Here is a 22,302-nt window from a genome sequence, read left to right as displayed (position 1 = left end):
GTCCGACTTGTGCATGCATGGCGGACCGGTCAGGTGTTGTTGCATCGGCTCTGATCGGGCCGGTGTGAATTATTGACAGCTGGCGGCGGGGCTTCTGAGAATCATTCATATGAGTCTTGTGGAGTCGCCGCCGCCCAGTCTCGAAGCCCGGATCCACGGTCTGCTGCCGGCCTTGACGCCGGCTCAAGTCCGGGTCGCGACCGAGGTACTGCGTGATCCGGCGGCTGTCTCGTCGTCGACGATCGGGGAACTCGCCGCGCGTTGCGGCACCTCGCTGCCGAGTGTGACGAGGTTCTGCCTGGCGCTCGGACTCAGCGGGTACGCCGAACTGCGCCTGGCCCTCGCGGCCGAAAGCGGTCGTAGCAGCACCAGCTGGGAACAGGGAACCGGCGCCGAGGTCGGCCCCGACGACTCCCTCGACCACGTACTGCGAGCCCTGCTCCAAGCAGACGCCCGAGCCCTCGAAGACACCGTCGCCGAACTCGACGTCGACGCCCTGGGCAAGGCAGTCCACGCGATCTCGGACGCCCGCCGCATCGACCTCTACGCCGTCGGCGGATCGGCCTGCATCGCCGAGGATCTCCGCCTTCGCCTGCATCGAATCGGCCGCGGCGCCACCAATTGGAGCGACGTCCACAACGCCCTGACCAGCGCCGCCTTGCTGGGTGCCGGAGACGTTGCCATCGGCATCTCCCACAGCGGCGAGACCCTGGAAGTCCTCGAACCCCTACGCCGAGCCGGCCATCAAGGCGCCCTGACGATCGCTATCACCAACTACCCACGCTCATCCCTGGCCCGAGCAGCCGAACTGGTCCTCACCACAGCCGCCGCCCGAGACGTGACTTTCCGAACCGGCGGCCTCTCCGCCCGCCACGCCCAAATGCTGGTCCTGGACGCCCTGTTCATCGGCGTAGCCCAACGCGACTACACCCTCTCAGAACAGTCCTTCGACATCACCGCCGGCGCGGTCGCCACTCACAGATCCCCCTCCCGCCCGGTGTAAACACCCAACGCGCGGAACCTCAGCCCAGGTTCGGCGTACTCCTCCAGGGCGTGGGCCGTCCAGCCGATGATGCGGGCGATGGCGAACAGGGCCTCGCCCGCGTCGGGGTGGAAGTCGTGGGCATGCATCATCGTGGCGATGGCCAGATCGCTGTTGGGGAAGGTCGGGATTCTGCTGGTGATGGTGGTCAGCTGCTCGAGGATCGGTTCATCAGCCATCAGGCCGAACAGGATCTCCGCGCGGGGGTCACGCTGCTGGTAGATCCGGTGGCCGAAGCCCGGGATCGGCTCGCCTGACCGCAGCCGGTCGGACAAGACCCGGATCGGATCCTGCAGGGCCCGGCCGAGAAATTCGTAGGCGAGGGTCGGGGCGGCACCGTGGTACTGCCCGTCCAGCGCGCCGAGTCCGGCCGACACCACGGAGTACAGGTTGGCCCTGGAGCTGGCGGCGACTCGAGCCGCGATCGTGGAGACGGCGAGTCCGTGGTCGGCCAGGAGGATCAACGCCGCATCGAGTAGCCCGGATTTCACCGGCTGCGTCGAGAGCTTCGGCCACAACCGATCACCGACGCTGCCCTCTCCGGTCGGCCCAGGCAGTGCCTCGATCAGTACGCCGAGCAGCCCGCGCGTCGCCGCGACCACCGACTCCCTGGCCAGATCGAACCGCAACGGATCGGCCGCTCCCAGCACCGCCACCGCGATCCGCAGCTGATCCACCTTGCGGGCCGTCGCCGGCGCCACTGCGACGCTCGCTCGCGCAAGGTCGACGAGGGCCGGCTCCGCGACGAAGGCGGCTGCCTCCAACTGCCCGTTCCACAGCAGGTTGGCGACCGACTCGACCGACTGCTCCTCGACGAGGTCGCGCACCGAGTGGCCGCGGTAGTAGAGCTCATCGTCCTTCAGCAGGGTGAGCTCGGTCTCGATCCGCTCGACGACCCCGGGGTGCTCGACCGAGCGGCTCGCCAACCGCTCGACCTCGTCGGCGGCGAACAGGCTGCCGCGCCGGCCGCGAGCACGGACGCTGGTGAGGTGGCCGCGGCTCACGTACGAGTAGATCGTCTCCGGCTTCACCTGTAAGCGGCGCGCGACCTCGGCCGTGGTCAGGTAATTCTCGTCACCTTGTGGCGTCATCGCGCGCTCCCGGGACCACTGATGTTGACTGGATCAACATTGACAATAGTTGATTACGCTTGAACGCTGAAATCATGTCAATCACAGTCGAAGGACCGATCGAAGTACCGCCTGGGCTGCGCAATGTCGTCGTCACCGAGACCCGGCTCGGCGATGTTCGTGGTGACGAAGGCTTCTACCACTATCGGCAGTACTCGGCGATCGAGCTGTCCCGGGCCAAGACGGTCGAGGACGTCTGGTTCCTGATGTACGAGGGCCGGCTGCCGACCGCTGCCGAGCTCGCGACCTTCAGCGACACGATCGCGCCGCTGCGCGTGCTGCCGGCCGAAGTACAGGCTGCACTTCCAGCGATCGCCGCTGCCGGTTCAGCCTTCAACCCGCTCGCTGGGCTCCGTACTGCGCTCTCCCTGCTCGCCGCCGCCCGCGAGCTCCCACCTGTGTGGGATGCAGACCCCGTACGCCGCAAAGCCGACGCCATGCTCGTCTGCGCCGTCACCCCGACCATCCTCGCGGCCCTGTACCGCCTACGCGAGGGACTAGAGCCGCTCGAACCGCGTGCTGACCTCTCCACTGCGGCCAACTGGCTCTACCTGGTGACAGGCCAGGAGCCGACTGAGGCCAAGGCGCGGGCGATCGAGCACTACCTGATCTCCACCATCGACCACGGGTTCAACGCGTCGACCTTCACCGCCCGCGTGATCGCCTCGACCGGCGCCGACGTCGTATCGGCCGTCGCTGGAGCCATCGGCGCCTTCTCCGGTCCTCTGCACGGTGGCGCCCCGGACCGCGCACTCGCCAGCCTCGACGAGATCGGTACGCCGGATCGCATCGACGACTGGGTCCGCGCGAAGGTGTCGGCGGGGGACCGCATCATGGGGTTCGGCCATGCGGTCTATCGCACCGAGGACCCGCGCTCGCTCATGCTCCGCGACATCGCCCGCGGCCTCGGCGGCGACCTGGTCGACTTCGCCACGACGGTCGAGCAGCGCATCGTCGAAGTGCTGGCCGAACTCAAGCCGGGCCGCAACCTCTACGCCAACGTCGAGTTCTATGCCGGCGTGGTGATGTCCCTCTGCGACCTACCGCGCGCCATGTTCACCCCAACCTTCGCCACCAGCCGCGTCATCGGCTGGACCGCCAACATCCTCGAACAATCCGAAGACCCCAAAATCATCCGCCCATCCGCCCGCTACGTCGGCCCACCGCCACCGGTGACTGTCCCGATCGACAGGACATAGTGCCGATTCGGCCGATCCCGATCGCATCCTGAGCGTGGCGGCAGGGTCGGGGAACGACTATGTCCTGTCGGTAGGGACAGTGAGCAGTGCTTTCAGGCGGCTGTCGAGATCCTCAGGGGCGGTATGGCCGAGGCCGGGGATGCGGATGATGTCGATGCCGAAGGTGGCGAGCCGATCCGAGGCCCGGTCGATGGCGGGAAGTGTGTGGTCCTCGATGCCCACCAGGATTGTTGCCGGTGACAACGGCCCTGCCGCTGTCGCCGGGAGGTCCCCGAGCGAGGGTGCCAGCACGATGACGCCTTCTACCGCGGTCGGCTCAGCAGTGAGTGCCCAATCGAGGGCGGCACGCCCACCACTGGAGAAGCCGGCCGCGATCACCGGCAGCCCGCTCAGCTCGTCTGGGAGCGCGTCCAGGGCGGCAGCGATGTCCCGGACAACCAGGTCGCGCTCGAGCCAGGTGCGGAACTGCGGGGAGATCAGCTGCGACGAGTCGACGCAGACCAGCGCGTAGCCGAGCCCGACCACTGCAGCCCAATCCCTGGCAGCGCGCGTCGCGCGCTGGCCGGTGCCGTGCAGTGCGACGACCACACCCGTCACCGGTTCCTCGGCGGCGGGCAGGTCGATCGTCCAGGCAGGCTTGTCGTTCACCTTGCGCCCTTGGGACAACTCGACCAACTGCTTGAATTCAGCTACCTCGCGGAGTGCCGCGAGATCGTCGTCCTGGACCAGCAGCGAGTGATGCCACCAGGCGCCGGCCGCACTGGCCCGCAGGAGAACCTCCAGCGCTGCATCCGGATCACCGAGCGAGCCGTGCATGCACGCCTCGAAGTGCGCGAGCTCAGCCGCCCAGGGCGCGAGGTCCGGGCCCCGGGCATCGAGCAGGTCCAGCGCCTCGCGTTGCTTGCCTCCGCGGTACAGACTCAGCAGGCGTTCCGTCAGTTGTTCGTAGCGAGCAGCGGTCGTGTCCACCGGCCCATCCTGCGTGCGCTACCGGGTCAAGTCGACCGGTTTGCGGGTCGGTTTGAACTGCATGGCGCCGTCGTTGAGGTGGCGGTAGCGGAGGGTTAGCAGGTCTCGGGGGTAGTTCTGGCGGAGGCGCCAGGGGCCGGTGGAGCCTTGGCGGGGGAGGATGTTGGCGGCTCGGCGGATGTAGCCGGAGGTCAGGTCGACCACGGGGCGCGGTGGGGCGTCGTACTCGGCTGGGTCGATCTCTGGGACGCAGATGGTGGTGCCGGTCGCGTCCAGATGGTTGAGGAGCCGGCAGACGTACTGCGAGGTCAGGTCGGAGCGCAGCGTCCAGGAGTTGTTCGTGTAGCCGATGCACCAGGCCAGGTTGGGTACGCCGCTCAGCATCATGCCTTTGTAGACGAAGGTGTCGTGAACATCCACGTGGCTGCCGTCGACAGTCAGCTCGATCTTGCCGAGGACCGCCATCTGTAGGCCGGTGGCGGTCACCACGACGTCTGCGGGCAACTCCTCACCGGAGCGCAGCCGGATGCCATCAGGGGTGAAGGTGTCGATCTCATCCGTCACCACTGACGCAGTACCGTCGCGCAGGGCTCGGAAGAGGTCCGCGTCCGGTACCAGGCACAAGCGCTGGTCCCAGGGCTTGTACTGCGGGGTGAAGTGCGGGTCAGCCGGTATGGACGCGGGGAGTTGCTTGGCGGCGGTGCTGTTGAGCACCCAGGCCGCATGTGCGGGCCAGCGGCGGATGGCGGCGTACACGAGACTGCTGAGCGCGACGTTCTTGCCGCGGATGACGTGGTGGGCCAGCTTCTCCGGCAGGACTGCGCGGAGTCTGTCGGAGAACGCGTCGGCGGCAGGGCGTGAGGCGACGTAGCTGGGGGAGCGCTGCAGCATGGTCACGTGCGCAGCGGCGGGTGCCATGGCCGGTACCAGGGTTACGGCGGTTGCGCCGCTGCCGATCACCACTACGCGCTTGCCGGTGTAGCCGAGATCCTCAGGCCAGTGCTGCGGGTGCACGACCTCGCCCTGGAAGTCCTTGAGGCCGGGGAAGTCCACGACGTACCCGCTGTCGTAGTTGTAGTAGCCGCTGCAGACATAGAGGAAGGAGCAGGTGTACGACTCCTTGGTCGTCTCCACCGTCCACAGCGCATCCTCCGACGACCAGGACGCCCGTACTACCTGTTGCCCGAAGCGGATGTGCTTGTCGATCCCGTACGTCGCTGCCGTCTCGTGCAGGTAGTCGAGGATCGACGGGCCGTCCGCGATCGCCTTCGCCGCCTTCCACGGGTGGAAGGGGAAGCCGAGCGTGAACATGTCGCTGTCGGACCGGACACCGGGGTACCGGAAGAGGTCCCAGGTGCCGCCGAGGTCGTCGCGGCCTTCGAGGATGGCGTACGAGTGGCTGGGCGCCTGCGTCTGCAGCCGGTAGGCGGCGCCGATCCCGGACAGGCCGGCGCCGACGATCAGTACGTCCAGGTGCACCATGAGTTCCTCCTGGGGTCCTGTTGAGTACATGGTCAACAGTAGGCGAAAAAGTTCATCCTGGGTGTTGTCGATTCCTTCCGGTGTCGTTCGTCAGCAAGATGTCCAAGAGAACCCCGAGACAAGGGAGCCAGAGATGGCGCAGTACATGTTCCTGTTGTTCGACTCCGAAGAGTTCTACGACAACATCACGCCGGAGGCCTGGCAGGCGACGATGAAGCTGCACAATGCCTTCGGTGAGGCGGTCGAGGCGGCCGGCGCGAGCATCTTCGGCGGCGCGGCACTGGAACGCTCGACCACGGCGAGCACGATCAGGCAATCCGACGGCGGCGAGCCGATCGTCACCGACGGCCCGTTCATCGAGACCAAGGAGGCCCTCGGCGGCTTCTACCTGATCGAGTGCAAAGACCTCGACCAGGCCCTGGCCCTGGCCAAGATCTGCCCCTCCGGCAACGTCGAGGTCCGCCCCGTCATGGACACCTCCGAAGACTCCACCCCACCGGCCTGACGCGCGCCTGGGTTCGCCGCCGCCATCTCGCGGCGGCGTGCCCAGCCTCGAAAGATCTCTCTGGGAGGAGGTGAGTGGGTGGAGGCGGGAGCGTCTACGGCGCGGGAGGTTGCGGGGCTGGTGGAGCGGGCGCATCGGGCGTGTTGGTCGACGGTGCTTGCTTCTACTGTGCGGTTGACTCGGGATCTGGATCTGGCGGAGGACTGTACGCAGGACGCGTTCGTGCAGGCGTTGCGGACGTGGCCCGATGGGGTGCCGGACAACCCAGCCGGATGGTTGACGACGGTCGCGCGGCGGCTGGCGCTGGATCGGTTGCGGCGGGAGACGACGCTGCGGCGGAAGTTGCCGTTGCTGATCGAGGATCCGGTGGCGCCGGGGGACAGCGAGCGGCCGACTGATCCGTTGCGGCTCGTGTTCACCTGCTGCCACCCGGCGCTGGCACGGGATTCGCAGATCGCGCTGACCCTGCGCCTGATCTGTGGGTTGACCACGCGCGAGGTCGCGGCCGGTCTGCTGATCAGCGAGACGACGGCCGCTGCCAGGATCACCCGCGCGAAGAAGAAGATCGCCGCCGCCGGCATCCCGTACCGCATCCCCGCCGACGACGAACTGGCCGACCGCCTGGACGTCGTACTCACAGTCGTCCAACTCGTCTACACCGCCGGTCACGTAGCCACCGGCCCCGAACTGACCCGCACCGACCTGACCGGCCGTGCCCTGGAGCTCGCCCACCTTCTGGTCCGCCTGATGCCCGACGAACCAGAACCAGAAGCCCTCCTGGCCCTTCTCCAAATGACCCAAGCAAGAGGCGACGCCCGAGTCAGCGAAGACGGCGAACTGGTCCTCCTGGCCGACCAGGACCGCCACCGCTGGAACGTAAAGCTCCTCGCCGAGGGCGTCTCCCGAGCAACCGCAGCCCTCCAACGCGCCACCGCTAGCACCCAGCCCGGCGGTCCCGCTCAGGCGGCCGGTGGTGTCGGGGAGCGAGGGGTTGGGCGGTTCGCGTTGCAGGCGGCTGTGGCTGGGTTGCATGTGACGGCGCCGTCGTGGGAGGAGACCGATTGGCATCAGGTGGTGCGGATGTACGACGCTATGCTGCTCCGCTGGCCATCGCCCATCGTTGCCCTCAACCGAGCCGCCGCGCACAGCTTCGTCCCTGGCGCCGACCTGACCGCGATCCTCGAAGAACTGGATGCCCTCGGCAAGGATCCGGCGTTGAAGAGCTACTCCTACCTTCCAGCGACCCGCGCCGATGTGCTGGCGCGCCTCGATCGCGCCGACGAAGCCATCGCGGCGTACGACGAAGCGATCGCCCTGACCGCCAACGACACCGAGCGCCGCTTCCTGACCCGCCGCCGAGCCGCTCTCCAGCCGAGCTGACCGCGCTGCTCTCCCCGCCAATTGACGCGACCTCTGTGCGGAAGGCGTGCTTGACTGACGGCATGGGTCTCTCCCCGACGCCGCCGCAGTTGCAGTACTTCGAAGAGCGCGCCGCCGCCCCGGTCACACTGATCGGCCAAGGGATGGAAGGTGCTGTCTACGACCTCGGCGATGGACTGGCCGGGAAGATCTGGTTCGAGCGGTCGGTGAGTGAGGTGCGGCCGCTGCAGGCGTTTCTCGGTGAGTTGAGCCAGCAGGGGTTGCCGTTTCGCACACCGGAGATCGTTGTCGTGGACGACATCGGTGGCCGGGCGGTCAGCATCGAGAAGAAGTTGACCGGCACGCCGCTTCAGCAGGCGCTGGAGAATGGCGCGGTGAGCCGGCAGCAAGGAACAGAGCTGTTCGTCGACATCGTCACAGCACTGGAGACGACCACGGCCGGTCCGGCAGCGGCAGCGCTGCCGCTGTTGGGCGGAGTGGAGCCGGCAGCCGGTGAGTGGGGCATGAGGCTGGCGGAGTTGGTGCGGCAGCGGGCGCTTGGATCGAGCGAGTACTTGACCAAGGACGTCGACGGATTCGACGAGTTGCTGGGGAAGGTGTTGGCCGGGCTGGCCGCAGTACAACCAGACAAGCCGCAGATAGTCCACGGCGACCTCTGTACTCCGAACATCCTGGTCGGCGACCGGCAGGTGGCTCTGCTCGACTGGGGGTTCTTCACGACGGCAGGTGACAACACCTTTGATGCCGCGACAGCCGCTGGGTTCTTTGACATGTACGGGCCGGAGGCTCGAGTGATCGACGACCTGCTGTTCGATCGGTTCGAAGGGCTCGGGCACTCGCGCGAGCGGATGCATCTGTATCGCGCCGCCTACGCCATCTGCACGGCCACCATCTACAGCCCGACCGGTGCCGACGGCCACTACACCTGGTGCGTCGAGAACCTCAAGCGGGAGGATCTTCGAGCTGCCCTGTGACCGGGTGTCCGTCGCGCAGGTTGTGCAGGACATCCGGCGAGGCCAGTACCAACGGTAGGCGCCGGCTGTTGAGGGGCGAGACGAGGTCGGCTAGCTCAGTGGGGGAGTACCAGTCGACACCCAGGATCTCGAAGCCGTCTGGCGTCAGGGACTCCAGCAGGGACGGGTCGTGGGTGCCGCCGTCGTACAGGATCTCGATCGCGTCGCCCCAGCCTTGCCAGCGGGGCAGCCAGTCGATGGCCAGGACTCCGATGAGGGGGAGCTGGAAGCCGAGTTCTTCCTGCATCTCGCGCAGGGCACCCGTCGCCGGGTCCTCGTCCGGTTCGACGACGCCGCCGGGGAGTTCGAGATCGCGTTTGTAGCTGACCTTGCAGAGCAGGACCCGGCCACCGGTGTCGCGGACGACGACATGCGCGATCACGCGCTTCTTCGGAAGTACGGAGTCCATCAAGGCGGTCCAGCCGGACAACGTGTCGGCGCGCGGGTCGTCCTGGCGCAGGCCGTAGACGGCGACGTCTCGCCGCTCGCCCTGCAGCAGAGCGCCGCCGCGCAGCAAACCCTCACGCCGGAAGCCGGAGCGGATCGCGATGCGTGCCGAAGCGCGGTTCTCCGGATCGACCTCGACCTGCAGCCGATCCAGCCCGAGCTCACCGAAGGCGTAGATCACCAGCATCCGTACTGCGCGCTGCGCGACCCGCTGCCCCCGATACGGCTTGTAGGTAGTCCACGACACCCCACCGACACCAGGCGAGAGTCGCCGAACCTCAACCGTCCCGACCGGACCCGACTCGCCGGCCAGCTCGATGACGAAGTTCACCACCGCACGGTCGTCGGCGTACTGTGCCCGCCACCGCTCGACCGCTTCGGCCAAACCGGAGCGTGACGGGGTCGACGAGAACCAGCGCACCATCTCGTCGTCCGCCAGCCCGTGGGCGACGTCGATGTCCTCGTCCCGCCACGGCCGCAGGGTCAGTTCACCATCGGTCAAGGTCGGCTGAGGAGGCACACCAGGCACAGCTGTCACCCCGTGAACGCTACCCGTTGTCCTCCGCCCAGCACCGAACCCCCGGCACGGCGAGATGACGCATCACCGGCAACGAGCTCAGGATGCCTGAAATTCTCACGGCTGGTGATCGCCCGGGCACGCATTTCACACCATGGCGGCCGCCGGACCGATTCACAGGAAATTTTCAGGTATCGAGCTAACTTTTACGACCTCTTGTGCGTCTATACCTAAGAAGGCGGGTGAGGTCGCGTCGGGGCGGACGCAACCTCACCCGCTTTCTTTCGGTCAGCCGTCGTACCGCAGCCAGATCGTGCCCAGCGGCGGGACCGAGATCTCCGCGCTGGCCGCCATCCCGTGCCAGCCCTCGCCGTCGGCCTCGAAGCCGCCGAAGTTGCCGACCCCGGAACCGCCGTAGACCTCCGCGTCCGTGTTCACCAACTCCTGCCAGTGACCCGCGAACGGCAGCCCGAGCCGGTACCCGTGATGCGGCACCGCCGAGAAGTTGGCGACGCAGGCGAGCGTCGGCTGGCCCTCGTCGCCGTACCGGACGAAGGAGAAGACGTTGTTGCCGGCGTCGTTCGCGTCGATCCAGGAGAACCGCTCCGGCACGTGGTCGGTGCCCCAGAGCGCCTTGGTGTCCTTGTAGTTCCCGTTCAGATCCTTGACCAGCTGCTGCAGACCGCGGTGGTCGCTGTGGTCCAGCAGCCACCAGTCGAGCTCGCCCTTCTCGGACCACTCCGACTCCTGGCCGAACTCGCACCCCATGAAGAGCAGCTGCTTGCCGGGATGCGCCCACTGCATCGCCAGGAAGGCCCGCACGTTGGCGAGCTGCTGCCACCGGTCACCGGGCATCTTGCGCAGCAGCGACCCCTTGCCGTGCACGACCTCGTCATGCGAGATCGGCAGCACGAAGTTCTCGGAGTACGCGTACATCATCGAGAACGTCAGCTCGTGGTGGTGGTACTGGCGGTAGATCGGCTCGTGCTCGAGGTAGCTGAGCGAGTCGTTCATCCAGCCCATGTTCCACTTGAAGCCGAAGCCGAGGCCGCCGAGGTGGGTCGCGCGGGTGACGCCCGGCCACGAGGTCGACTCCTCGGCGACGGTGATCACGCCGGGGACGCGCTTGTACAGCGTCGCGTTCATCTCCTGCAGGAACGAGACCGCCTCGAGGTTCTCGCGGCCGCCGTACTGGTTCGGCACCCACTGACCTTCCTGGCGCGAGTAGTCCAGGTAGAGCATCGAGGCGACGGCGTCGACGCGCAGGCCGTCGATGTGGAACTCCTCGGCCCAGTAGACCGCGTTCGCGACCAGGAAGTTGCGGACCTGCGGCCGGCCGAAGTCGAAGACCAGCGTGCCCCAGTCGGGCTGCTCGCCCCGGCGCGGGTCCGGGTGCTCGTACAGGGGAGTGCCGTCGAACCGGGCCAGCGCCCAGGCGTCCTTGGGGAAGTGCGCCGGCACCCAGTCGACGATCACGCCGATGTTTGCCTGGTGCAACGAATCGACCAGGAAGCGGAAGTCGTCCGGGTCGCCGAAGCGCGAGGTCGGGGCGAAGTACGAAGTGACCTGGTACCCCCACGAACCGCCGAACGGGTGCTCCATCGGCGGCATCAGCTCGACGTGGGTGAAGCCCATCTCGACCACGTAGCCGACCAGTTCGTCGGCGAGGTCCCGGTACGACTTGCCCTTGCGCCACGAGCCGAGGTGCACCTCGTACACACTCATCGGCTCCGCGTACGCCTGTGAGGCGGCGCGATGGTCGAGCCAGGCGGCGTCGTTCCACTCGTACGTGGACTCGTGCACGACCGACGCGTTGGCGGGCGGCACCTCGGCCAGGTTGGCCATCGGGTCGGCCTTCTGACGCCAGACGCCGTCGCGGCCACAGATGTCGAACTTGTACCGCGTACCGGGGCCGATGCCCGGGACAAACAGCTCCCAGACGCCGGACGAGCCCATCGTGCGCATCGGGTGCGCGCGGCCGTCCCAGAAGTTGAAGTCGGCGGTCAGCCGGATGCCTTGGGCGTTGGGCGCCCAGACGGCGAACGACGTACCGGTGACGGTGCCGGTCGGGCCGTCGTAGCGGCGGACGTGGGCGCCGAGCACGGTCCACAGCTGCTCGTGCCGGCCCTCGCCGATCAGGTGCAGGTCCATCTCGCCGAGCGACGGCAGGTACCGGTAGGGATCGTCGACCTCGAGCGCCGGGCCGTCGGTGTACGTGACCTCGAGCCGGTAGTCGGGCACCTTGTCGACGTCGAGCACGCCGACCCAGACACCTTCGAACTCGTGCTCCAGTTCGACGCTCGCGTGGTCGAAGACAGCGGTCACACTCAAAGCGAACGGCCGCAGGACGCGCAGCGTCACCACACCGTCGCCGAGATGCGGCCCGAGCACCTGATGCGGATCGTGGTACGTCCCCGAGACCAGCCGCTCCAGCACCCCACGCTCGACCGGAACCGCCTTGTCCAGAAGACTCCCCGGCACCGCGTCGTCAGTAGCCGGACCCGGATACGACCCCGGCATACCGGCCCCCGCGACCGAGTGGTCGCCCGTCTCCACAACCGCCGACTCAGCCACCTCAGCGGGAGGTTCCGTCATCGCCTCGGAGATCGGCGTCGTCACCTGATCGCTCTTGCTCGAATCCATAAACCCCATCCTGCCCGATGAAACCGCGAACTACTGCACCCCGTACCCGTCTGACCAGCACGTACACAACTGCTATCCGGCGAGCGTCTTCCGCAGCCCTTCCAAGCGGGCGGTGTAGCGGGGCCAGCCGAAGCCGGAGGCGGTGTAGTCGGTGGTGGTTTCGGTGAGGAGGGCGCGGGCCCGGGGGAGGTCGCCTTGGGCGGTGGCGAGGGCGGTGGCAGCGGCTCGGGCCGCCAGCCAGGGCGTGCTGTTGGCCGGGGCCTCGGCGAAGACGGCGTCGAGGAGGTCGGCCGCCTCCGCCAACTCGCCTTCGAGGATCAGCACGTCGGCCAGGTCGATGTGGGCCATCGTGATCCCGCTGTTGTCGGCCACGGCGTACTCGACGGCCGAGCGCAGATACTTCTCCGCGTCCTCGATCGAGCCCTTCGCCAGCGCCACCGACCCGCGGATCACGTCGTTCAGCGGCAGGATCTGCCGGTCGTCGAGCCGCCGGGCATAGTGATCCGACTCGTTCGCCGCATCGAGTGCCTCCGGTAGCCGGCCGAGCGCGACGAGGGCGCCGGCCAGGTTGCTGAGGCCGCGGGACAGACCGTGTTCGTCGCCGTAGACCCGGTCGGCGGCGATACAGACGTCGTACTGCTCGACCGCCTCGGCAGGCCGTCCGGTGTAGAGGTACAAGGTGCCCAGCGCGTCAGTGAACGCCGACAGCCGCCGCTCCTGGCTCGGCCTGGCTGCGGCCAACTCCTGACCGGCGAGCAGATGGCCCAGTGCATCGCGCAGGTGGCCGCGCTCGATCTCGACGATGCCGCGGTAGTAGAGGACGGTCAGCGTGAGAGTGTCGTCGTTCAGCTGCTTGGCGAGTTGCTCGGCCTCGGTCAGCAACGCCGCCGCCTGCTCGAACTGCCCGAGCATCGTCAGCACGAAAGCGTGATTGCTCAACGCGGTCACTCGCTCGGGCTGGGTCGCGCCCTCGGCACCCGACAACGCCTCGAAGTGCCGGGCAGCTTCGCCGTACCAGCCTCTGACCAGCCATGGGGTGTGCAACAAGAGCGCCAGCCGCAGCCCGACGACCTCACGTGAAGTGCCGACGGCCCGGTCCAGGGTGTCGAGCAGGTTCGGCCACTCGGAGAAGACCTCGGCGATCGACTCCGCGGTCGCGAAATCGTCGTTGTCCTGCCCGATCGTCTGGACCCGGTTGATCGCCCACTCGAGCTCAGCACTGCGCGCAGCCTCGGTCTCGCCCGCGTCCTCGAGCTTGGCCAGCGCATAGTCCCGTACGGTCTCCAGCAGCCGGAATCGCCGCCCGTTCACGGCTTCCACCGTCAGCAGGCTCCGGTCGGCCAGCTCCGTCAACGCCGGCGCGACATCCCGCGGATCGAGCGCGACCTGCTCGGCCGCCTCCAACGTGAACCCGCCGGCGAAGATCGCCACACGACGCAGTACTGCGCGCTCCGCGTCACCAAGCAACTGATGACTCCAGTCCAGCGCCGCCACCAGGCTCGCGTGCCGCGCCTGCGCGTCCCGCGAACCGGCCACCAGCAACCGCATCCGCTGCTCGAGCCGATCGGACAACTGTGGCACCGTCAGCGTGCGGGTGAGACCGGCCGCGAGCTCGATCCCCAGCGGCAGCCGATCGACAGCCGAACAGATCGCCGCCACCTGCTCGGGATCCGCCCCTTGAGCATCGGCTGCACACCGCTCGGTGAAGAGCTGCGCCGCGGCGACCGCATCCAGCGGACCCATCGCGACGACGTCCTCGACGCCAAGCTGCAAAGGCCGTTGTGACGTCACGACCACGGTCAGCCCGGGCGCCCGCCGGAGCAGTCCGGAGACGATCTCCGCGACCGGCTCGACGACATGCTCGGCGTTGTCGAGCACCAGCACGGCACCGTCCAGCGACACGGCAGCCGCGGCCAGCGGATCGTTGCCTCCGGCATCGTCTCCGGTGATGGCCTCCAGTACGGCGCTCTGCCGGTGCAGCGGAGCGAGCTCCACGAAGCGGACCGAGCGGCCCGTGTTCGCGACCAGCCGGGCGGCCTCGGCGGTCAGTCGCGACTTGCCGCTGCCGGGGCCTCCGGTCAGCGTGATGAGGCCGGGCGTGGCGATTCGGCGTACCAGGGAATTGAGCTCGCCTTGGCGGCCGACGAAGCTGGTCAGGGGAGAGGGGAGCTGGACCGGCGCAGGCAGAGCGGCCGGTGCGGCATGCACGACGGCGGGTTCGGGCGGTGCGAGCAACAAGGTCGGATCCTGGCGGAGCAGGCGCAACTCCATCGCTGCGGTGTCCGGCGCCGGATCGACGCCGAGCTCCTCCGACAACCTGGACCGGAGCTTGGCGAGGCGACTCAGCGCATCGGCCTGCCGACCCGTTCGGTACAACGCGAGCGCGAGCAGGCACCACAGCCGCTCATGCAGCGGATTCTCGGCAGCCAGCGCCTCCAACTCTCGGCCTGCCTCGGCGGCGGCACCCAGCGCGAGGTCGGCGTCGAGCCGCTCGACCTGCAGGTCGACCCGCCACGAATCGAGCTGCTCCCCTTCGATCGCGGCGTACGGAATGCTCCTGAGGTCGGCCAGCGACTGACCACGCCACTGGCTGAGCGCATTACCGGCGGCCGCACGCACCGCGTGATGATCACCAGCCCGTACTGCGACGTGCATCCGCTCCGCCGCCGCGCGGGCTGCGACGAGGTCGGTCAACCGCGCGGACAACGCGTAACCGCCGTTGGCGCGGGTGAGCGACTCGGGGGAGTCGATTGCCGCACGCAACCGTGACGCGAGCACCCGCAGCCGCTCGGTCGGACGCGCGAGCTCGACGTCTCCCCACAGATCTGCTGCCAGCCGTTGATCCGGCACCGGCAGCCCGTCGGCCAGCGCGAGCCGGACGAGCAGAGCCCTTTCCAGCGGCCGATCCACCGGCCGCGGCACGCCCCCGAGGCTGACGACGAGAGGTCCGAGCACGAGGATCTCAAGCTGCGGCTCGGGGGGCATACCGCCAAGTATTACAGCGACAACTCACCCACGCTCTGTAATTCTTCGCAGGATGAGATTACTTGGTCAAAAATTGGGTATTACGTAGCGCTCAGTTGTGCGGCCGCGGCCAGCGGGATGGGTAGCCAGCTCGGCCGGTTGCGGGCTTCGTAGAGGGTTTCGTAGATGACCTTGTCGGCCAGGAACGCGCTCAGCAGGACGTTCTGGTCGCGGGGGTCGGTGCCGGAGATCTCCGCGTAGCCGTCGCAGAAAGCGCGCCGGTTGCGGTTGGCCCACTCGGCCGCGCGATAGGCGATCTGCTGGTCGCCCTGGTGGTCGGCGAGCAGCGAGCGGGCCGCGTAGTCGAACGACCGGAGCATGCCGGCGATGTCCTTGATCGGGGTGTCCAGCGCGCGCCGCTCGACCAGCGACTTGGCCGGCTCGCCCTCGAAGTCGATCAGCTTCCAGCCGTCGATCGTGCGCAGTACCTGCCCGAGATGGAAGTCGCCATGGATCCGCTGCACGGTCACCGGTACGCCGGAGTCCGCGAGCGCGTCGAACGCCCGGGTCAGCCCCGGCCCGAACTCGGCGAGCTCGGGCACCGCCTTGATCGCCTTCTCGAGCCGGCGGCGCATCGCGTCCGCGTGCTCGACCATTTGAGCCGGCTCCCAGATGTCCGTGCCGAGTGCCTTCGCCAGCTCGGCGTGGACCTGCGCGGTGGCCGCGCCGAGTCGCTGGGACTCACCCGCGAAATCGCCACCGACCTCCTCGGCGTGCAGGTCGGCCTCGGCATACAGGTCCCGGACCGAGGTGGTCGCGTACGACCAGCCGTCGGTCGCGTTCTTCTGGAACGCCGTCATCATCGCCAGCTCACCGGAGTCGGTGCCGCCGCCGGCGCGCGGCCAGGAGCCTCGCGCCGACCCGAGCACCTCGGGTACCAGGTCGGAGCCGGCCTCGGTGAGCGCCGACTCGATCTCGACCCCGGGATTGCTCCCGGGCTCGAGCCGGCGGAACACCTTCAGCAGTGCGGTGTCGCCGAAGACCAGCGACGTGTTGCTCTGTTCGACCGTGAGGACGAGCGACTGCGCGTCCTCCGGTACGACGGTCGTCCGCTCCGGCGCGTGCACCGGGTGGAACTCCAGACCGGCCAGCTGCCGCCCATGGGTGAGGGCGTCCAGCCAGTACGGCGTGGCCTCCTTGTCGTGCAGCGCGTCGTACACCCAGACCCTCGTGTCGTCGAGGTCCTGCTCCGCCCAGTCACCGATCAGGGCATGGCCGAGGTTGTCGACCGGCGCCTGGTGGTAGCTGAGCGGGAGCTGGTAAACCCGGATTGCGTTCTCCGCGCCGGGCGGGCCGGCGCAGTAGACGAACCCGATCCGGACCGCGGGCCAGACGCCCTCGTCCGACAGCCACGCGGAGGTGGCCATCGCATCGACGTGGACGTCGTGTCCCTTCTCACCGAACCATCGCTGGTTGGCGCAGAAGGACTGGACCTGGTCCAGATGGGAAGTCACGAAGAGCTCTCCTCACGATCAGCAGCCTTGTTGACCGGCAGACGGAACCAGTAGAAACCGTGCGCGCCCAACGTCAGCAGGTACGGCAGTTCACCGATGGTCGGGAAGTGCACCCCGCCCAGCAGCTCGACCGGCTCCACTCCTTGCCACTGCCGCAGATCCAGCTCGATCGGCTGCGGGAAGCGCGACAGGTTGTTCACGCAGAGCACCACATCGTCGCCGAACTCGCGGATGTAGGACAGCACGCTCGGGTTGGAACCGCCTAGGTCAGTGAAGGTACCCATCCCGAAACACGGGTGCTGCTTGCGGGTCTGGATCATCCTGCGGGTCCAGTGCAGCAGCGACGACGCGTTCTCCATCTCGGCCTCGACGTTCACCGCCTGGAAACCGTAGACCGGGTCCATGATGACCGGCAGGCTGAGCTTGCCCGGGGTGGCCGTCGAGAACGACGCGTTGCGGTCGGGGGACCACTGCATCGGCGTCCGGACGCCGTCGCGGTCGCCGAGCCAGATGTTGTCGCCCATGCCGATCTCGTCGCCGTAGTACAGGATCGGCGAGCCGGGCAGCGACAACAGCATCGCCGTGAACAGCTCCATCCGGTTCACGTCGTTGTCGAGCAACGGCGCGAGCCTTCTGCGGATGCCGATGTTGGCCTTCATCCGCGGGTCCTGGGCGTACTCGCCCCACATGTAGTCGCGCTCTTCGTCGGTCACCATCTCGAGCGTCAGCTCGTCGTGGTTGCGCAGGAAGATGCCCCACTGGCAGGTGTCGGGGATCTGCGGGGTCTGGGCCAGGATCTCCGAGATCGGGAACCGCGACTCGCGCCGCACGCCCATGAAGATCCGCGGCATCACCGGGAAGTGGAAGGCCATCTGGCACTCGTCGCCACCGGACTCGCGGTCGCCGAAGTACTCGACCACGTCACCAGGCCACTGGTTGGCTTCACACAGCAGGACGCGGTCGGTGTAGTTCGCGTCCACCTCCTTGCGGACCCGGCGCAGGAAGTCGTGCGTCCTGGGCAGGTTCTCGCAGTTGGTGCCCTCTTCCTCGAACAGGTACGGCACCGCGTCCAGCCGGAAACCGTCGACACCGAGGTCGAGCCAGAACTTCAGCGCCTCGATCATCGCGTCGCCGACGGCCGGGTTCTCGAAGTTCAGGTCGGGCTGGTTGGAGTAGAACCGGTGCCAGAAGTACTGCTGGCGGACCGGGTCCCAGGTCCAGTTGGAGGTCTCGGAGTCGACGAAGATGATCCGCGCGTCCGAGTAGGCCTCGTCGTTGTCGGACCAGACGTAGAAGTCGCCGTACGGGCCGTCCGGGTTGGTGCGGGACTCCTGGAACCAGGGGTGCTGGTCCGAGGTGTGGTTCATCACGAAGTCGACGATCACGCGCATGCCGCGCGCGTGGCACGCGTCCATGAACGCGGCGAAGTCGGCGATCGTGCCGACCTCGGGCATCACGTTCGTGTAGTCGGAGATGTCGTAGCCGCCGTCACGCAGAGGTGAGGGGTAGAACGGCGGTAACCACAGACAATCCACGCCGAGCCACTCGAGATAGTCGAGTTTCTCGGTCAGGCCTTGCAAGTCGCCGATGCCGTCGGCGTTCGAGTCCTTGAAGGACCGCACCAGCACTTCGTAGAAGACGGCCCGCTTGAACCACAGCGGGTCACTCTTCGTCAGTCCGTGGTGCTGCTCCGGCAGCATGTCGGTCACGCTCACCTCCATCGGGTGTCATCCCCTCGGTCCAAACCTAGCGGTACTACGCGGGTGGACACTTTTTCGGCCTTCACTGTTTTCCCTTACCCCGCTCGCGGGTTCTCAAAAGGGGACGGTCAGGCCGCCGAAGGTGTCCGGTGATGTGCAACGACGGGGGTCAGGATGGGCGGTCCGCGCCGACGTCCAGCTCAGTGTGACGGCCCTTTGCCAGTACAAGCAAATGGGGGCCTGATCGCGCTAATCCTCACCGAAACCGTGATCTGGAACGCGTTGCCTTCACCGGTTTCGGTCGTTAATTTGCCCTACCGCGAAAGGGTCAGTCGGTGGGGCGGGCGGACTTGCGGGGCTTGCGGACGTACTTGGTGAAGCCGGCGCGTTCGGCGTCGGCTTCGGTGCGGAACCAGACCTCGGCCTTGGTGCGGCCGTAGTACGGCGAATCCGGGGTGTGGAAGAGCATCGACTGCGCATTGCCCTTGATGGTGAACCCGTCAGGCGGCCCCTGGTGAGCAACCGCATCGGCCGAGCCTTCGCCGTATCGTCCGGGCGGAACGGGCTCGGCTTTCGCCTGTACTTCACCTGTCGCCGATCCGGCGTCGTCGAAGAGCGTCGGCTCGCCGGCATCCATGCGCACCGAGAACGCGGGTTGCGCCGGCTCGGGTGCGGGCTCAGGCGCCGGCTCGGGTTCTGGTTCTGGTTCGTGGAGGGTTTGGTCGTAGAGGGCGACCGGTTCTTCGAAGTGTTGAGGTGCTGGCGTAGGAGTAGCACCTGCTGCTACTCCTGCCGCGACGAGCGTCTTCTCCTCGACGGGTTCTTCTTGTTCGGCCGGCGCCTCCACTGGTGGGCGTTCGCGGCGGTTCAGGAGGAACCAGGTGATGATTGCGCCGATGAGGAACGCCAGTAGGAGCCACAGCCAGTTGTGGCGGAACAGGTAGGCCATCAGCGTGCACCCTTCGGGCCGGCCGGCAGCAGGCGGTACAGCAGCCAGGCCGCGGCGCTGCCGAGGACGAACGCGGCGAGCAGCAGGAACCAGACCTGCGCGATCAGCCAACTCATGAAGATTCCCCTAAGGAGCGTCAGAGAACTCGGATCTCGACCCGGCGGTTCGCGATCCGGCCGGCGGAAGTGCTGTTGGACGCCACCGGCCGGGTCTCCCCGTACCCGCGGCTGGTGATCCGCCCGGCGGGTACGCCGAGCTTGACGAGCGCTGTCTTGACGGCGTCCGCGCGCTGCTGTGACAGCGGCAGGCTGGTGGCCGGGTTGCCGAGGTTGTCGGTGTGGCCGCTCACCTCGACGTCGAAGCTGGCACAGCTCAGCAGAAGTTTCGCCGCTTTGGTCACCGACGCGCGGGAAGCGTCGTTCACGGTGTCGGTGCCGGACAGGAAAACGAGCTTGTTCTCCGCGTTGAAGCGCGCGAGCCGGGCCTCGAAGGTCTGGCAAGCCTCGCTCACCTGCGGCTTCGGCGGTGCCGGCACCTGCAGCTCATTGGCGATCACGGCACCCGGTACTGCGGCAGCGGCCGCGCGTGCCGCCGTCGCCTTGGTGGCCTGGTCGGCGACCTTGCCGCTCAACGTCACCTTGTCGCCGTCGTACTTGATCGCGGCATCGCCGGTCGCGGTCGACAGCGCGTGCAGCAGCGCCGACAGCGCGGTCGGGTTCGGCAGCGCCGTCTTCTCGTCGATGCTGATCTGGTCGGTGAAGTCGGTGCCCTCGGTGAGCAACGCCTGCACCTCGGCGACGAGCTTGTCCTTCGTCTCCTGATCCCGCACGACGGCGTGAACGGTGATCGCCTGGTCCGTCCGGCTGAGCTCGAAGGGCGCGACGGTCGGCGGTGCCGAGGGCACGGCTGACGTCGTACCGGCCGGCTCCTCAGCGGTACCGGTTGATGGTGCGCTCGTCGGGTCGGCAACGAGTTGCTGGTTGCTGTGCGCGGTCCGGACGCCGTCGACGGCCGCGACCACCTTCTGTGCCTCGGCCGCATCAGCCCCGGCCGGTACGACGACCGTCGCGTCGCGTCCGGAGAAGTCGACCCGTACGCCGGTGATGCCGCGGGCGTCGAGTGCCTCCAGCGACCGTTGCCGAAGATCGTCCTCGGTCGGCCCGGCCTTGATGCTGATCACCACCGCGGCGAGCAGGACAGGAACGAGTACGGCCGCAAGCAGCCAAACAAAACCAGGCCGCCGCCGTGCAAGTCCGGGCACTGTTCCTCCGTCAAGAGCGGTCATAGGTGACCGTGCGCGAGGAGACTACTCCGTACCGCTCCGGGCGCGCATACCAGCCCGCCAAAGTTTTACGTGAACAGGCGAACACTTTTATTCAGGTTCCTCCTTTTATTAACTCCCAGTACTCGATAGAGTGCGCTCAGTCCCTCTTCCGCCCCCCTTGGAGGAACACATGAGAGTCCGCCCCCTGCCCACTCTGCTCGCCGCGGTGGCCTTGCTGGCCGTTGGTGTCGTACCGGCCGCGGTCGCTGCGACACCGCGCGAGACGGCCGCGCCGACCGCAGTCGCACCTCTGCAGGACGGCGCCAAAACTGTTGCCGCCGGCAAGAAGGTCGTCGGCTACTTCACCGAGTGGGGTGTCTACGACCGCAACTACCACGTCAAGAACATCAAGACGAGCGGGTCGGCCGCCAAGCTGACCAACATCGTCTACGCCTTCGGCAACACCACCAACGGGCGCTGCACGATCGGTGACGCGTACGCCGCGAACGACAAGTTCTACGACGCGGCCAGCTCGGTGGACGGCGTCGCCGACACCTGGGACACCGGCGCGCTGCGCGGCAACTTCAACCAGCTGCGCAAGCTCAAGCGCGAGTTCCCGAACATCAAGGTGGTCTGGTCGTTCGGCGGCTGGACCTGGTCCGGCGGCTTCACCCAGGCCGCGCAGAACCCGACCGCGTTCGCGAACTCCTGCTACAGCCTGGTCGAGGACCCGCGCTGGGCCGATGTCTTCGACGGCATCGACATCGACTGGGAGTACCCGAACGCCTGCGGCCTGAGCTGCGACACGTCCGGCCCGAACGCGTTCAACAACATCATCACCGCGCTGCGCAACCGGTTCGGCTCGTCCGCGCTCGTCACGGCGGCGATCACCGCCGACGGCACCACCGGCGGCAAGATCGACGCCACCAACTACGCGACGGCGGCGCAGAAGCTCGACTGGATCATGCCGATGACGTACGACTACTTCGGCGCGTTCGCGGCGCAGGGCCCGACGGCTCCGCACTCGCCGCTGACCTCGTACTCCGGGATCCCCACGGCCGGCTTCTACGGCGACGCGGCGATCCAGAAGCTGAAGACGAAGGGCATCCCGTCCTCGAAGATCCTGCTCGGCATCGGCTTCTACGGCCGCGGCTGGACAGGTGTCACGCAGGCGGCACCGGGGGGGCGTGCCACTGGCGCCGCGCCGGGCAAGTACGAAGCCGGGATCGAGGACTACAAGCTGATCTCGACCCGCTGCCCGTCCACGGGGACGGTCGGCGGTACGGCGTACGCGTTCTGCAACGGCCAATGGTGGGGTTATGACACGCCCGCCACCATTCGCAGCAAAATGCAGTACGCGAACACCCAGGGCCTTGGTGGCGCCTTCTTCTGGGAGCTGTCGGGCGACACCAGCAACGGCACCCTGATCACCGCGGTCAAGACCGTCGGCTGATTTCTGATCCATCCGGCCATCGCCTGATCCGACTGCGTCTGTTGGTCGGCGATCCCGCGTCCGGGGCCCTCTGCACCGTCCTGCAGAGGCCCCGGACGCTTTGTATTGCTCGGCAATCCGGTTTCCGGGCC

At 67.5% G+C, this 22,302-nt stretch carries 16 protein-coding genes; 6 read left to right on the top strand and 10 right to left on the bottom strand.

Features of this window, described 5'->3' with window-relative positions:
- Positions 1-109: 109 nt before the first annotated feature.
- On the top strand, positions 110-1,003 hold the full coding sequence (locus tag ABD768_RS17680; RefSeq protein WP_344841782.1) for a MurR/RpiR family transcriptional regulator: 894 nt from the start codon (positions 110-112) through the stop codon (positions 1,001-1,003).
- On the opposite strand, the gene ABD768_RS17675 is transcribed toward ABD768_RS17680, so the two are convergent.
- Positions 976-2,133 (bottom strand): citrate/2-methylcitrate synthase, encoded by a 1,158-nt coding sequence (locus tag ABD768_RS17675; protein WP_344841781.1) that lies wholly within the window; start codon positions 2,131-2,133, stop codon positions 976-978. The two genes, ABD768_RS17680 and ABD768_RS17675, sit on opposite strands and share 28 nt — an antisense overlap.
- A 74-nt stretch (positions 2,134-2,207) precedes the next feature.
- Here ABD768_RS17675 and ABD768_RS17670 point away from each other — a divergent pair, with 74 nt between their 5' ends.
- Positions 2,208-3,371 (top strand): citrate/2-methylcitrate synthase, encoded by a 1,164-nt coding sequence (locus ABD768_RS17670; protein WP_344841779.1) that lies wholly within the window; start codon positions 2,208-2,210, stop codon positions 3,369-3,371.
- Positions 3,372-3,428: 57 nt separating this feature from the next.
- Here the strand turns inward: ABD768_RS17670 and ABD768_RS17665 are convergent, their stop codons facing one another.
- Positions 3,429-4,340: an alpha/beta hydrolase gene (locus ABD768_RS17665; RefSeq protein ID WP_344841777.1), complete on the bottom strand. Its 912-nt coding sequence runs from the start codon at positions 4,338-4,340 to the stop codon at positions 3,429-3,431.
- A gap of 18 nt (positions 4,341-4,358) precedes the next feature.
- On the bottom strand, positions 4,359-5,822 hold the full coding sequence (locus ABD768_RS17660; RefSeq protein WP_344841775.1) for a flavin-containing monooxygenase: 1,464 nt from the start codon (positions 5,820-5,822) through the stop codon (positions 4,359-4,361).
- Between the two features lie 133 nt (positions 5,823-5,955).
- Between ABD768_RS17660 and ABD768_RS17655 the strand changes: the two genes are divergently transcribed.
- The 3 genes from ABD768_RS17655 to ABD768_RS17645 all read left to right on the top strand — a co-directional run bounded on the left by ABD768_RS17655 (position 5,956) and on the right by ABD768_RS17645 (position 8,681).
- Entirely contained in the window at positions 5,956-6,327 is a 372-nt protein-coding gene (locus ABD768_RS17655) for a YciI family protein (protein ID WP_344841773.1), read from the top strand.
- 78 nt (positions 6,328-6,405) lie between these two features.
- Positions 6,406-7,707, top strand: a complete 1,302-nt coding sequence (locus ABD768_RS17650) for an RNA polymerase sigma factor (protein WP_344841772.1) — start codon at positions 6,406-6,408, stop codon at positions 7,705-7,707.
- A gap of 62 nt (positions 7,708-7,769) precedes the next feature.
- A complete protein-coding gene (locus tag ABD768_RS17645; protein WP_344841770.1) occupies positions 7,770-8,681 on the top strand; it encodes a phosphotransferase family protein in 912 nt (303 codons plus the stop codon).
- Here ABD768_RS17645 and ABD768_RS17640 read toward each other — a convergent pair.
- The 7 genes from ABD768_RS17640 to arfA form a co-directional block, all read right to left on the bottom strand.
- A complete protein-coding gene (locus ABD768_RS17640; protein ID WP_344841769.1) occupies positions 8,650-9,705 on the bottom strand; it encodes an NUDIX hydrolase in 1,056 nt (351 codons plus the stop codon). The genes ABD768_RS17645 and ABD768_RS17640 overlap by 32 nt on opposite strands.
- A 267-nt stretch (positions 9,706-9,972) precedes the next feature.
- The gene (glgB, locus tag ABD768_RS17635; RefSeq protein WP_425552037.1) at positions 9,973-12,327 is read right to left on the bottom strand and encodes a 1,4-alpha-glucan branching protein GlgB; all 2,355 of its coding nucleotides are present in this window, start codon (positions 12,325-12,327) and stop codon (positions 9,973-9,975) included.
- A 72-nt stretch (positions 12,328-12,399) separates the two neighbouring features.
- Positions 12,400-15,312 carry an ATP-binding protein gene (locus tag ABD768_RS17630; protein WP_344841767.1) on the bottom strand — a complete coding sequence of 971 codons (2,913 nt, stop codon included), beginning with the start codon at positions 15,310-15,312 and terminating at the stop codon, positions 12,400-12,402.
- An 80-nt stretch (positions 15,313-15,392) separates the two neighbouring features.
- Positions 15,393-16,805, bottom strand: coding sequence for a maltokinase N-terminal cap-like domain-containing protein (locus ABD768_RS17625; RefSeq protein ID WP_343963815.1), 1,413 nt, complete (start codon positions 16,803-16,805; stop codon positions 15,393-15,395).
- The gene (gene treS, locus ABD768_RS17620; protein WP_425552036.1) at positions 16,802-18,526 is read right to left on the bottom strand and encodes a maltose alpha-D-glucosyltransferase; all 1,725 of its coding nucleotides are present in this window, start codon (positions 18,524-18,526) and stop codon (positions 16,802-16,804) included. Before treS ends, ABD768_RS17625 begins: the two co-directional genes overlap by 4 nt.
- Positions 18,527-18,833: 307 nt before the next feature.
- Positions 18,834-19,454: a sunset domain-containing protein gene (locus ABD768_RS43125; RefSeq protein ID WP_425558432.1), complete on the bottom strand. Its 621-nt coding sequence runs from the start codon at positions 19,452-19,454 to the stop codon at positions 18,834-18,836.
- A 136-nt stretch (positions 19,455-19,590) separates the two neighbouring features.
- Positions 19,591-20,715, bottom strand: a complete 1,125-nt coding sequence (gene arfA, locus ABD768_RS17610) for a channel-forming protein ArfA/OmpATb (RefSeq protein WP_344841765.1) — start codon at positions 20,713-20,715, stop codon at positions 19,591-19,593.
- A gap of 193 nt (positions 20,716-20,908) precedes the next feature.
- Here arfA and ABD768_RS17605 point away from each other — a divergent pair, with 193 nt between their 5' ends.
- Positions 20,909-22,171 carry a glycoside hydrolase family 18 protein gene (locus tag ABD768_RS17605; RefSeq protein ID WP_344841762.1) on the top strand — a complete coding sequence of 421 codons (1,263 nt, stop codon included), beginning with the start codon at positions 20,909-20,911 and terminating at the stop codon, positions 22,169-22,171.
- Positions 22,172-22,302 lie beyond the last annotated feature (131 nt).

Origin of the sequence: Kribbella ginsengisoli (genome assembly GCF_039537185.1) — a bacterium.
GTDB classification, from domain to species: Bacteria; Actinomycetota; Actinomycetes; order Propionibacteriales; family Kribbellaceae; genus Kribbella; species Kribbella koreensis.
Note: the sequence above shows the minus strand (reverse complement) of the source record. Positions and strands in the feature narration are given on the sequence as shown.

What these genes read in the sequence shown, in the direction of transcription:
- ABD768_RS17655 (WP_344841773.1), top strand. Translation starts at nt 5,956, where the DNA reads ATGGCGCAGTACATGTTCCTGTTGTTCGACTCCGAAGAGTTCTACGAC.
- ABD768_RS17630 (WP_344841767.1), bottom strand. Translation starts at nt 15,312, where the DNA reads ATGCCCCCCGAGCCGCAGCTTGAGATCCTCGTGCTCGGACCTCTCGTC.
- ABD768_RS17660 (WP_344841775.1), bottom strand. Translation starts at nt 5,822, where the DNA reads ATGGTGCACCTGGACGTACTGATCGTCGGCGCCGGCCTGTCCGGGATC.
- ABD768_RS17605 (WP_344841762.1), top strand. Translation starts at nt 20,909, where the DNA reads ATGAGAGTCCGCCCCCTGCCCACTCTGCTCGCCGCGGTGGCCTTGCTG.
- ABD768_RS17670 (WP_344841779.1), top strand. Translation starts at nt 2,208, where the DNA reads ATGTCAATCACAGTCGAAGGACCGATCGAAGTACCGCCTGGGCTGCGC.
- ABD768_RS17645 (WP_344841770.1), top strand. Translation starts at nt 7,770, where the DNA reads ATGGGTCTCTCCCCGACGCCGCCGCAGTTGCAGTACTTCGAAGAGCGC.
- ABD768_RS17675 (WP_344841781.1), bottom strand. Translation starts at nt 2,133, where the DNA reads ATGACGCCACAAGGTGACGAGAATTACCTGACCACGGCCGAGGTCGCG.
- ABD768_RS43125 (WP_425558432.1), bottom strand. Translation starts at nt 19,454, where the DNA reads ATGGCCTACCTGTTCCGCCACAACTGGCTGTGGCTCCTACTGGCGTTC.
- treS (WP_425552036.1), bottom strand. Translation starts at nt 18,526, where the DNA reads ATGGAGGTGAGCGTGACCGACATGCTGCCGGAGCAGCACCACGGACTG.
- glgB (WP_425552037.1), bottom strand. Translation starts at nt 12,327, where the DNA reads ATGGATTCGAGCAAGAGCGATCAGGTGACGACGCCGATCTCCGAGGCG.
- ABD768_RS17680 (WP_344841782.1), top strand. Translation starts at nt 110, where the DNA reads ATGAGTCTTGTGGAGTCGCCGCCGCCCAGTCTCGAAGCCCGGATCCAC.